The following is a 12,297-nucleotide window of genomic DNA, read 5'->3' as shown; positions in this document are numbered from 1 at the left end:
AATATCACCTCTCATTTATAACTCCTTTTTCTTAACTTCTTCCATAACGTAAGCTTCAACTATATCTCCTTCTTTTATATCATTAAACTTTTCAATGGAAAGACCACATTCATATCCTTCTGCAACTTCTTTTACATCATCTTTAAACCTTTTTAAAGATGCCAGCTCCGATTCAAATATAACTATTCCATCTCTTATTATCCTGACCTTAGAACTTCTTACCATTTTTCCCTGAATTATATAGCATCCTGCAATAGTTCCCACATTGGATATTTTATAAGTCTGTCTGATTTCAGCTTTTCCAAGTACCACTTCCTTATAGTCTGGTTCCAGCATTCCCACCATAGCAGCTTTTATATCTTCTATGGCATTATATATAACCCTGTAAGTTTTTATATCCACAGATTCCTTTTCAGCAGCATTTTGTGCATTGGTGTCAGGCCTTACATTAAATCCTATTATTATGGCATTTGAAGCTAAAGCCAAAGTTACATCTGTTTCCGTTATGGCACCAACCGCTCCATGTATTACCCTGACTTTTACCTCTTCATTAGAAAGTTTTTGAAGGGACTGTTTCAGTGCTTCTATAGAACCCTGTACATCTGCTTTTACTATTATATTCAGTTCTTTTACTTTTCCCTCTTTTATCTGATTATATAAGTTCTCCAATGAAACTTTATGAGTAGATTGAAGATATTCCTCCCTTACTTTCTGCTTCCTTTTCTCTGCTATATCCCTTGCAGTTTTTTCATTTTTAACTTCATGGAACCTGTCTCCTGCTGCCGGTACTTCAGACAATCCAAGTATCTCCACCGGAATAGAAGGACCTGCTGATTTAATCTTCTTTCCCTTGTCATCAAACATGGCTCTTACTCTTCCGTAAGTACTCCCCACTATTACAGAATCCCCCACATGAAGTGTTCCATTTTGAACAAGAAGGGTAGCAACAGCTCCTCTGCCTTTATCAAGTTTTGCTTCTATTACAGTTCCCTTTGCATTTCTATGAGGATTTGCTTTTAATTCCTGCATTTCAGCTGTTAAAAGTACCATTTCAAGCAATGTGTCAATTCCTTCTCTAGTATGGGCAGATACCGGTATGCATATGACATTCCCCCCCCAATCCTCAGGTACTAAGTCATACTCTGTCAGTTCCTGCTTTACCTTATCAACATTAGCACCTGGTGTATCTATTTTATTTATAGCTACAACTATTGGCACATCAGCGGCCTTACAATGATTTATGGCCTCTGCAGTCTGAGGCATTATTCCATCATCTGCTGCTACAACCAAAATAACTATATCTGTAATTTGAGCTCCTCTTGCCCTCATTGCAGTAAATGCTTCATGTCCCGGAGTATCAAGAAAAGTTATTTTTTCGCCATTTATAGTAACAGTATAAGCACCTATATGCTGTGTTATTCCTCCTGCCTCAGTAGCAGTCACTTTTGATTTTCTTATAGCATCCAAGAGAGATGTTTTACCGTGATCCACATGGCCCATGACAGTTATAATAGGGGGTCTTTTTTCTAAATTAGTATCTTCATCTTCTTCATCTTCCTGTTGTTCTACTGCTTCTTTATCTATATCCTTTTCTTTTTTCAATACAGTTACATTAAATTTTTCGCCTAACTTTTCCGCTGTACTAAAATCTATTTCCTGATTTATGGCTGCCATTACGCCCATAAATATAAGCTGTTTAATAACTTCTGTAGAAGGTTTACCTATTTTTTCAGAAAACTCTTTTACAGTTATTGTATCTTCTATCTCTATAATTTCCTGTGAATCCCCATCTTTCAAAGTTTTTTCCCCTTGCTTATCATCTGTTTTATTAATACCCCTGCTGCTTTTACTCTTATCTATATCCTTGTGAGGTTTTTCAGCTGTTAAATCATCATTTTTAATGTCCTGATCTCCCTCCTCCTTATTTTTATTTTCCTCAATGAATTCTTTAATTAACTCTGCATCTTCATCTTCTACTGCACTCATATGATTTTTTACTTTTACCCCGAATTCCTCCAAAAGCAGTTCAATTAATTTTTTACTGGATATATTCAATTCCTTAGCCAATTCATAAATTCTTATTTTTGACAAATCCTTCACCTCCGAAACTAAAGTTTCTCATTTTTTTTCCACAGTTCAAACAGAACTTTTCCCATTTTATTATCTGAAACACCTATTATATTTATTTCTTTCAATCCAATTGCACCTCCAAGCTGCTCTTTGCTGTATTCTGTTTTTATCACAGGAACATTGTAGCTGCAGCTATAATTTAAAAATTTCCTGCAGGTATTTTTAGAAATGTCCCTAGACATTATCACAAAATATAATTTATTTTTCTTTATTATATTTTCACATATATTATATCCCTCTACAAGCTTTCCTGCACGCTTTGTCAATCCCATAAATTGCAAAAACTTATCTATCATTTTCTATTTGTTCCTTTAAACTGTTATATAAAGTTTCATCTATCTGTATCTCAAGATTCTTTTGAAGCCTCTTATTTTTAAAAGCTTTCTCAAGACACTGAATATCTCTACATATATAGGCACCTCTACCATTTTTCTTCCCAGTAGGATCTATAGAAACCTCCCCTTCTTTGCTCTTTACTATCCTTATCAGTTCTTTTTTAGGTTTCATCTCCATACAGCCTGTGCACATTCTCTTGGGAATCTTTTTCTGCTTCATATACACACCACCTTAATTAATTTTATTTTTCTTCATTCTCCTCTTCTTTAGGTTCTACCTGCTCCTCTTCTTTAGGTTCTACCTGGGATTTGCTTTTTATATCTATTTTCCATCCTGTAAGTTTGGCTGCCAGCCTTACATTCTGTCCTTCCTTGCCTATAGCTAAGGACAGCTGATTGTCATCCACTACGATTTGTGCAAATTTCATATCTTCATCCAAAGTCACATCCAGAACTTTAGCAGGACTGAGTGCATTGGCTATATACTCTTCGGGAAGTTTACTCCATTTTATTATATCTATTTTTTCGTTTTTCAGCTCGTTCACTATACTTTGAACCCTTATTCCCTTTGGTCCTACACAGGCACCCATAGGATCTACATTTTCATCACTGGAATGTACTGCAATTTTTGTTCTGAATCCCGCTTCTCTTGCTATGGACTTTATATCAACAGTTCCATCAAATATTTCAGGTACTTCAAGTTCAAACAATCTTTTTATAAGCCCTGGATGAGTTCTTGATATTACAATTTGAGCTCCTTTTGTAGTGTTTTTGACTTCTACAATATATAATTTTAGTTTATCATTAAAGTTATACTTTTCACCAGGCATTTGCTCATTAGGCCCGAGTACAGCTTCTATTTTCCCAAGGTCAATAAGTACATTGTTTTTATCTTTTCTTATAACAGTACCCGTTATCATATCCTCTTCTTTTTCTGCAAAATCACTGTATATAAGTCTTCTTTCCTCTTCTTTTATTCTTTGAATAACCACCTGCTTTGCCGCCTGAGCAGCCACTCTTCCAAACTTTCTTGGAGTGACCTCTATATTCACTACATCACCTATATTATAGTGTGGATCCAATTGTTTTGCATCCTCCAAATTTATTTCAGCAACTTCATCATTTACTTCTTCTACTACACTTTTTTGAGAATACACATGAATTTCTCCATTCTCCCTATTCATAGTAACCTTAACATTCTGATTGCTTACTCCATGTCCCATATAATTCTTTTTATAGGCTGCAACCAACGCATCCTCTATAGTTGTAAACAATAAATCTTCGCTTATTCCTTTTTCCTTTACTATTTCTCTTAAGGCTTCTATAAACTCCTTATTCATTTTAAAATATACCTCCCCTAAACATCACCTTTTAAATTTACAGCAGAAATTTTCTCTCTGGGAATAATAACATTCTCATCCTTACAATTAATTTTTAATTGTTCTTTATCAAATTCCAAAAGCTTTCCCTCATATTTTTTCTTACCCTTCAAAAGTCCCAATATACTCACCGTTACATTATATCCAATATACCTTTTTAAATGTTCATCTGTATAAAGTGTTCTTTCAATACCCGGCGATGAGACCTCCAAATAATAAGAATCTTTTATTGGATCCTCTTTATCTAGTACGTCACTAACTGCCCTGCTCACATTTTCACAATCTTGAAATGATATATTTCCCTCTTCTTTATCTATATATATTCTCAGGTAGTTGTTTTTTCCCTCTTTTTTTAATTCCAAATGATACAGCTCATAATTCAAATCATAAACTATAGGTTTTACAAGTTCCAGTATTTTCTTTGTTAAGGCACTTCCTCTCACTTTAAATCCTCCTTTATTCATACATATCATATAATATTTTAGAAAAATGTTATTTAGTTGTTTATAATTTAAAAACGCAACTTTCGCTGCGTTTTTTACAAATAGAAAGAGCGGGTTCAAACCCACTCCTATGTGTCATACTAACTTCTGTAGATTTACCTCTTTCATTTTAACATACTGTACTTCCTATTTCAAGAACTTCAATAAGTAATATGAAAATATTTAAAAATAAGTGCTATAATATTTGCTTGAAAAAAATGATTTTAAAACTCTTTATAGAATTATAATATCTGAAGTAATAATAATTAAAGGAGATATTTTACATGTTACAATTAAGCAAAAATGATAAAAACAAAGTATTAGAATCCATAAAATCAGGAAACATCGATGCTGCTGATGTAAATTTTCCTAACCTTATAGATACAATAATTTTAAAAATGAAAAATATTGGACTTATAAGCAAGTTAGCTGAAAGCTTTAAAGATAAAAGAAAGCAAAATAAACATATTCCTTTTGATATACTTATTGCATTAGCAATTACAGCCAAGATGAAACTTAAAACTAGCTTGACTGATGTTGCTTTTGCTGTAACTGATTGTGAATTATTATCAGAACTTGGATGGAATATGTGGGATACAGATAGAAATCTTGAAGAAGGTTTATTTGCCGAAGGCGTTATGAGAAACTTAATTGACAAATATGGATCTACTGAAAAAAATGAATTCATAAAATCCTATAATCACTACACTCAAAATGTTGTACTTCCATCTCTTAATATATCTCCCTCAATACATATTCTTGATTGTACTAAAATAAAGGTAAACTTAGATAATGCAAATTATGAAAATTCAGAAGTTATAAAAATTGATGGAGAATCTGTACGTGGTTACAAACTTGGAACTTTGCGGGGACTCATGGATGATTCAGGCATTATTGAAGAAATAGTTTTTGACTCTATTAAACCTCATGATTTAGAGCTTTGTAGATATATGCTTTTAAACAGTAAATGTTTAAAGAAGGGTGATATTCTCATAAATGACAGGGGATTTATTTCACGTGATGTTATAAATTCGTTAAAACTCGAAAAAGGTGTAGATACATATATACCTGCAAAAAAGAGCATGACAATATACGAAGAAGCTGTAAAAATAGCTGTCCTCGAAAACAAATGGCAGAAACATCCTAATAAAAAACGAAAAACTCAAGAAATACACCTGGTTAAACACTTAGGCTTGATGTGGCAAAGTGATAAATCCAGCAGTGATGTTGATTTATGTGCCTGTGTTGTGCATGATAAAAAAGATGATGAATATTACGTGTTTTTAACTACAGACACAAATAAAACTGCAAAACAAATAATAAATATTTATGAATTAAGGCCAGAAATAGAGGAAGATTATAGGCAAATAAAGGACTTTTGGAAATTAGAAGACTTTAAGAGTACAAAATACAATTTTATAACTTTTCATATAGTCATGACACTTATTGGCTATATGTATTTTCAAGTGTTTAAAAATATGCAGGAGGGAAGTAAGTATTCAGGCAAGTCCCTCCCAGTAGCTATTAAGAACTATAAAGAAGATAAGCAAAAATCCGTTATAATATATTCTGGTCAATATTTTGGTGTATTTTCCTTTATTGAATTTATTCAGTTGTATGCTGGTTGTTCCGCAGAAGTAAGGAAACTTCTTGATCCAACCTTGGCTCTAGTATAGCAGGGTTGGAGGGCTACACCCAAATTACGAATTGAAGTTCAAGAAAAATTATCTATAAGTCATCTGAAAGCTCCCCTTTTCCAACATCCACAGCTTCGTAAAGCGGTAGATAGGAACTTGAATTCTTCTAGGATTCAGATACAAAAACATTCCTTATAAGCAAGCTTCAGCTGAGGAACCTAAGAATCACTTTATATCAGGTTAACACATTTTGGACTACACGTTCCATGTTCTTATAAGATATTCTTTCCAAATCCTCATTATTATATCCCCTTTTTTTTAAAATGTTTAATAAATTAGGTATCCTAGAAGCATCTTCAATTCCTGGAGTTTTTACATAATTTTCTTCTTGAAATGAGGAAAGAGTTTGGAGATCTATATAATCTCCAAACTCAAACCCAAAGCCCACATGATCTATTCCAATCAAGTTCACTATATAATCTATATGATTTGCCAGTTTTTCAGCAGATGGTCTATTCTTGTCTACAAAATCCACCCAGGAATTAACTCCTATAACACCATTTCTCCCACCTATAGCTTTAATCTGATCATCTTTCAAATTCCTGGAAGAATTACATAGGTTATATACAATGCCGTCACATTCATTTATATCCTCTATTTCTTCCGAAACAGCACCCATGATCTGAAGCATTCCCCATGTACAATCCTTATCAAAATAAAGTGGTTCAATCCATATTCCCAAAATAGAGGCTCCTACATGCCCTTTTTTAATTTATCCATATGATAATTTTTTATAATATCTTTTTCACCTTTTAATCCTTTCACAGTGACATCTGTAAATATATCCGAATGTGCATCAAAAGCTTTCATTGCAATTTACCTTCAAGTTAGCTGTAATAATTTTTACTCCAATATACTAGAAATCAATCTTTTTGTATAATCATGTTCAGGGCACTTAAATACTTCTTGCGAGTTTCCCATTTCAACAAATTTCCCTTTATACAAAACTCCTACCCTGCTGCTTATATACTTGACAACAGCCATATTATGCGAAATAAACAAATAAGTCATATTTGTTTCTTTTTGAATGTCCTTTAATAAATTTAAAATCTGTGCTTGAACAGATACATCCAGCGCAGAAGTAGGTTCATCTAGAATTATAACTTCTGGCTCTGTAATTATAGCTCTGGCAACAGCTATTCTCTGTCTTTGTCCGCCAGAAAACTCATGGGGATATCTATCTAAATGCTGTTCTTGAAGTCCAACACTCTTTATAAGTTTTGCAAGGTTTTGCCTGGATGCTTTTTCCTGCCTAATTGATTTCGGCAGCGCTAAAAGCGGTTCTAAAATTATACTCTTTATAGTCATTCTAGGATCAAGTGAAGAGCGAGGATCTTGAAATACAATTTGAATTTTTCCATACTCACCACAATTGTATTTATTGTTTTTCCATAGTTCTCTATCTTTAAAAATCACATTACCTGATGAAGGCGAATGTATTCCTACTATTATATTGGCAATAGTGGATTTACCAGATCCTGATTCACCAACTAGTCCAAAAGTCTCACCTTTATTTAATTTAAAAGAAACTCCTTTCAATGCAGAAAACTTGCCAAACACCTTTTTTAAATTTTTAATTTCTAAAATAGTTTCCATCACTTATCAACCTCCCAGCAATAAAAGACATGATCCTCTGAAGCTTTTTTTTGCGGCGGAGCCTCTTTCAAGCATCTATCGGTTTTAAAAAGGCATCTGGAAGCAAATATACATCCCTTAGGTCTGCATCTAAGATCAGGTACTTCTCCCTTTATTTCTTGAAGCCTTATATTGGGATCAACTTTATCTGGAAGCGCATTTAGAAGCGCCTGTGTATATGGATGCTCTGGTTTTTCTAATACATCTTTCGTATATCCTCTTTCAAGTACTTTACCACCATACATTACGCAAACTTTATCACTTACAGCTCTTACTACACTAAAGTCATGTGTAATTAATAAAACAGCAGTATTTCTTTTCTTTACAAGTTCCTTCATCAAATTTAATATTTCAGCTTGTATAGTTACATCCAGGGCAGTAGTAGGTTCATCCGCAATTAAAAGTTTAGGTTCATTACACATGGCAAGAGAAATAACTATTCTTTGTCTCATACCTCCTGAAAGTTCAAATGGATATTTATTGGCTATATATTCTGGATTATCAAAATGAACATCCCTTAAATTCTTAAGCATTATTTCTGTTGCTTTTTCCTTTGTTACTCCTGAATTTTGTATTATTACATTTAAGATTTGTTTTCCAACCTTCATTGTAGGATGAAGGGCTGTCATAGGTTCTTGAAAGACCATACCTATTTTTTTACCTCTATATTCCTGTATCTCTTTTCCTTTTAATTTTAAAAGATCATTATTTTCAAATAACACTTGTCCATTTTCTATATTGGAATTTTTATCCAAAAGTCCTAGCACAGAATAGGCTGAAACAGATTTACCTGATCCAGATTCTCCTACTATGGCAAGTATCTCGCCTTTATTTACAGAAAAAGATACGTTGTCAAGTACATGGATTCTCCCTTCAAAAGTATCAAAAGATATAGATAAGTTTTCTACATTTAACAAAGCATTTTCCTCCTATCTCAAAGATTTAGGATCAAGTACATCTCTTAGACCATCTCCTATTAGATTAAAACCAGTTGAAGCTAAAAAAACTGCAAATCCAGGGAAAGTAGGATACCACCATTGTTCAAGCATATACTTAAATCCTGTGCTTATCATAGTTCCCCATTCTGGAGTTGGCGGCTTTGCTCCAAGTCCCAAGAAGCCTAGTGTTGCTACAAGTAAAATAGTATCTCCTAAATCTAAAGTAATTTGAATAATTATAGGAGTTATGGCATTTGGAATAATGTGCCTAAATATTATATATATATTAGATAACCCAAAGGTACTAGCCGCTTTTACATATAGGTTGTTTTTTAGAATGAGTGCTTCACCTCTGGATAATCTAACATATACAGGAATTTTTACTATAGCAATGGCAAGCATAACGTTAAATAAGCTAGAACCTAATATTGCAGCTATAACCATTGCAAGTATAAGAGTTGGGAATGCTAGAACCATGTCCATTAATCTCATTATTATTTGGTCTACATACCCGCCAAAATATCCACATACTGACCCTATAAAAGCACCTATAAATCCTGCAGCAACAACTACACTTATTCCTGTAGTTAGAGATATTCGAGTTCCATAAATAATCCTGGTTAAAATATCACGTCCAACTTCATCTGTTCCGAATAAATGTTTCATACTTGGAGCCTGAAATCTATCCAGTATATTCATTTTTGTAGGATCATAACTTGTTATATAAGGTGCAAAAATAGCCAGAAGTGCCATTATTATTATTATGGCAAATCCCAATATAGTCATTGGATTCTTTTTTATCTTATAAAGAATAATACTGTTATTTTTACTTTTTTTCTTTAAGATATTACTATTGGCTTCTATCTCTAAGTTCATAAGTATTCCTCCTATTCTCTAGTCTGCGGATTCAAAAACATGTATAAAATATCAACTATCAAGTTTATAAGAACATAACCTATGACAACTACGATGGTAAATCCCATTATGGATTGGAAATCTAGAAATGCTATTGAATCAACCACATATTTACCCATTCCAGGCCAGTTAAAGACAGTCTCTGTTACTACTGCCCCGCCTAAAAGTCCTCCAAGTGATAATCCAACTACAGTTATTGTAGGAACTAATGCATTTCTAAGTGCATAAGACACAATTAGGCACTTTTCTTTTATACCATTTGCTCTAGCAGTCTTTATATATTCTTCATTTAGTACTTCAATCATGCTGGATCTAACTTGTCTCGTAATTGTTGCAAGCTGTGCATAAGATAAAACAATTGCAGGCAGTATAAGATGCCTCAAGCTATCTTTAAATACTGCAAAGTTTCCAGTAAGTAAACTATCTATTGTTATAAGGCCAGTTATTTTAGTATTAAAAACTACACCTAATGATAATCGTCCTGAAGAAGGAAGTAAATTTAACTTTGAATAAAATATGAGTATTAAAATAATTCCTCCCCAAAATGCTGGAATGGAAACTCCTCCTATACAGAAGATTCTCCCCAAATAATCAGTTATTGTATTTTGCTTTAAACTTGTTAAAACACCTAATGGAATTCCCACTATAAGAGCTATTAAAAATGCATATAAAACTAATTCCAAGGTAGCCGGAAAATATGTTGCAATATCTGATATAACTGGCTGCTGTGTTCTTATTGATACACCGAAGTCCCCGGATAAAAGACCTTTCATATAAATAAAATATTGAACTATCAAAGGCTTGTCTAATCCAAGTTGTTTTCTGATATTAATAAGAGTATCCTGCGAAGCTCTCTGTCCAGCCATCATTCTGGCGGGATCCCCTGGAATTACATGAGATAAAAGGAATACTATTAAGCTAACTCCAAAAATAACTAATATCATTAATAAAAGTCTTTTAATAATAATTTTCTTCATATATTTCCTCCTATATAGACTAAATTAAACATTATGTCCAAAATTTTAAAATAACTTATCCCTTTAAAATAGGATAAGTTATTTTATTTTCTATTTACTCATATCTGCCAAATTATATATTCCCTCCAGCATTGGATTGTAAACAAATCCCTTTACATTTTTATTCATTGGTAGTATAAATTGCTTTTGATATAAATAAACATATGGTGCATCATTTATAACTATTTTCTGTGCTTGATTATATAGTTCCGTACGTTGAGATCTATCAGTTATAGAAGCTGCTTTTCTGATTAAATCATCTACTGTAGGATTAATATAAAAGGCTCTATTTCCTGCAAGACCCTGGTCCTTTGAATCAAACCAATAGTTCATAAACATATATGGGTCCGCATAATCTGGACTCCAAACGCCCATTGCCAGATCAAATTTTCCTGAATCCAGCATATCTCTCATAGTTGCATAAGCTACTTTGCTTAAATTCAAAGTTATTCCAATGTCTTTTAAATTACTCTGTAATATCAAAGCTTCCTGTTCCCAGTTAGGAAATCTATCTGAATAAAGTAATGTAAGTTGAACATTGCCCACTCCTGCTTCCTTTAACAAGGATTTTGCTTTTTGTACATTTTTAGTATATTTAAAGGCAGATGGATTATATCCCCATAACCCTTTTGGTACAGGACTCGCTATTGGAGAAGCATAACTCTGCATAACTTTGCTTATTATGGAATTGTAATCAACAGCATAGCTTATGGCTTGTCTTACTTTTGGATCTTGAAGTGCAGCATTACCTTTTGTACAATTTAAATATACATAATCAACTAACAAACTTGGTTTCTTTACAATTGAAATATTTTGATTACTCTTAAGTTTATCAATCTGATCAATATCTATTCCTTCTGCAATATCAACATCACCCTTTTCAAGTTCCAGCCTAGCTGCCGAAGCATCTGAAACCAATTTAAAATATACATTCTTTAAAGTTGGTTTTTTAGAATAATTAGGATTTAAAGAAAGATGTATATAAGAACCTTTTTTCCATTCTGTAAGTTGATAAGGTCCACTTCCATCTGTATGATTAGATAAATAAGTTTGAGCCTTATCACCATTTTGTTCATGGGCCATTACTTTAGGATTAACTATTCCACCATAGTTAGTAGCAAGTGTAGACAAAAATTGTGGAAAAGCACTGTTTAAAACAAACTGAACTGTATACTTATCCGGTGTATTTATAGTTTGTATTACTTTATAAGTATCAGCTGGCCCCTTCTTAACATCAAGTATTCTTTCAAAAGAAAATTTTACAGCTTGAGAATCAACTTCAGTTCCATCTGCGAATTTGTGTCCTTTTGCTAAATGAAAAGTCCATGTAAGTCCGTCACTGCTTGTTTCCCATTTAGTTGCAAGCCCAGGTTTTACATCTGTAGATGCACCATTAAATTCAACTAACCTCTCATATGTAGGATAAGTTATTTTAACCGCCATATTATCCATGGTACCTGCTGGATCTAAAGTTCCCATGTCACCATTAATAGCAATAGTCAACTTACCCTTATCTGCTGAACTAGATCCATTTGCATCACTTGAAGAATTTGTATTTCCACACCCAGCTGCTGATAAAGATAAACAGACTCCTACAAGAATTGCACAAAATTTCTTATACATTTTTAGCCCCCTGTGAATTTATTTTTTTTGCATTATTTAAATTTTATAATATAACCGCATATTTTTTAAATATTGTTTAAAATATTATCATCATTCAGCTTTTTTTGCAATATAATTTTATCAATTAATTATATATTATTATATTAA

Annotated in this window: 12 protein-coding genes; 1 reads left to right on the top strand and 11 read right to left on the bottom strand. The window is 32.8% G+C overall.

The window, feature by feature from the left end:
* Window positions 1–15 precede the first annotated feature (15 nt).
* The 5 genes from infB to rimP are packed head-to-tail and all read right to left on the bottom strand — an operon-like array spanning window position 16 to window position 4,308.
* Window positions 16–2,091, bottom strand: coding sequence for a translation initiation factor IF-2 (gene infB, locus ACYUJ6_RS07155; RefSeq protein ID WP_461845140.1), 2,076 nt, complete (start codon window positions 2,089–2,091; stop codon window positions 16–18).
* A gap of 17 nt (window positions 2,092–2,108) precedes the next feature.
* Window positions 2,109–2,426, bottom strand: coding sequence for a ribosomal L7Ae/L30e/S12e/Gadd45 family protein (locus ACYUJ6_RS07150; protein ID WP_461845139.1), 318 nt, complete (start codon window positions 2,424–2,426; stop codon window positions 2,109–2,111).
* The gene (gene rnpM / locus ACYUJ6_RS07145; protein WP_461845138.1) at window positions 2,416–2,685 is read right to left on the bottom strand and encodes an RNase P modulator RnpM; all 270 of its coding nucleotides are present in this window, start codon (window positions 2,683–2,685) and stop codon (window positions 2,416–2,418) included. Before rnpM ends, ACYUJ6_RS07150 begins: the two co-directional genes overlap by 11 nt.
* A gap of 22 nt (window positions 2,686–2,707) precedes the next feature.
* Window positions 2,708–3,805, bottom strand: a complete 1,098-nt coding sequence (nusA, locus tag ACYUJ6_RS07140; protein ID WP_461845137.1) for a transcription termination factor NusA — start codon at window positions 3,803–3,805, stop codon at window positions 2,708–2,710.
* A gap of 17 nt (window positions 3,806–3,822) precedes the next feature.
* Window positions 3,823–4,308 carry a ribosome maturation factor RimP gene (rimP, locus tag ACYUJ6_RS07135; RefSeq protein WP_461845465.1) on the bottom strand — a complete coding sequence of 162 codons (486 nt, stop codon included), beginning with the start codon at window positions 4,306–4,308 and terminating at the stop codon, window positions 3,823–3,825.
* A gap of 302 nt (window positions 4,309–4,610) precedes the next feature.
* Here rimP and ACYUJ6_RS07130 point away from each other — a divergent pair, with 302 nt between their 5' ends.
* Window positions 4,611–6,002, top strand: a complete 1,392-nt coding sequence (locus tag ACYUJ6_RS07130) for a transposase (protein WP_461845136.1) — start codon at window positions 4,611–4,613, stop codon at window positions 6,000–6,002.
* A gap of 196 nt (window positions 6,003–6,198) precedes the next feature.
* Here the strand turns inward: ACYUJ6_RS07130 and ACYUJ6_RS07125 are convergent, their stop codons facing one another.
* The 6 genes from ACYUJ6_RS07125 to ACYUJ6_RS07100 form a co-directional block, all read right to left on the bottom strand.
* The gene (locus ACYUJ6_RS07125; protein ID WP_461845135.1) at window positions 6,199–6,705 is read right to left on the bottom strand and encodes a dipeptidase; all 507 of its coding nucleotides are present in this window, start codon (window positions 6,703–6,705) and stop codon (window positions 6,199–6,201) included.
* Window positions 6,706–6,866: 161 nt separating this feature from the next.
* Window positions 6,867–7,619: an ABC transporter ATP-binding protein gene (locus ACYUJ6_RS07120; protein WP_461845134.1), complete on the bottom strand. Its 753-nt coding sequence runs from the start codon at window positions 7,617–7,619 to the stop codon at window positions 6,867–6,869.
* The gene (locus tag ACYUJ6_RS07115) at window positions 7,619–8,575 is read right to left on the bottom strand and encodes an ABC transporter ATP-binding protein (RefSeq protein ID WP_461845133.1); all 957 of its coding nucleotides are present in this window, start codon (window positions 8,573–8,575) and stop codon (window positions 7,619–7,621) included. Before ACYUJ6_RS07115 ends, ACYUJ6_RS07120 begins: the two co-directional genes overlap by 1 nt.
* A gap of 12 nt (window positions 8,576–8,587) precedes the next feature.
* The gene (locus tag ACYUJ6_RS07110) at window positions 8,588–9,472 is read right to left on the bottom strand and encodes an ABC transporter permease (protein ID WP_461845132.1); all 885 of its coding nucleotides are present in this window, start codon (window positions 9,470–9,472) and stop codon (window positions 8,588–8,590) included.
* 11 nt (window positions 9,473–9,483) lie between these two features.
* Window positions 9,484–10,488, bottom strand: a complete 1,005-nt coding sequence (locus ACYUJ6_RS07105) for an ABC transporter permease (RefSeq protein WP_461845131.1) — start codon at window positions 10,486–10,488, stop codon at window positions 9,484–9,486.
* 90 nt (window positions 10,489–10,578) lie between these two features.
* The gene (locus tag ACYUJ6_RS07100; protein ID WP_461845130.1) at window positions 10,579–12,150 is read right to left on the bottom strand and encodes an ABC transporter substrate-binding protein; all 1,572 of its coding nucleotides are present in this window, start codon (window positions 12,148–12,150) and stop codon (window positions 10,579–10,581) included.
* Window positions 12,151–12,297 lie beyond the last annotated feature (147 nt).

Source organism: Clostridium sp. JNZ X4-2 (assembly GCF_054889485.1).
Note: the sequence above shows the minus strand (reverse complement) of the source record. Positions and strands in the feature narration are given on the sequence as shown.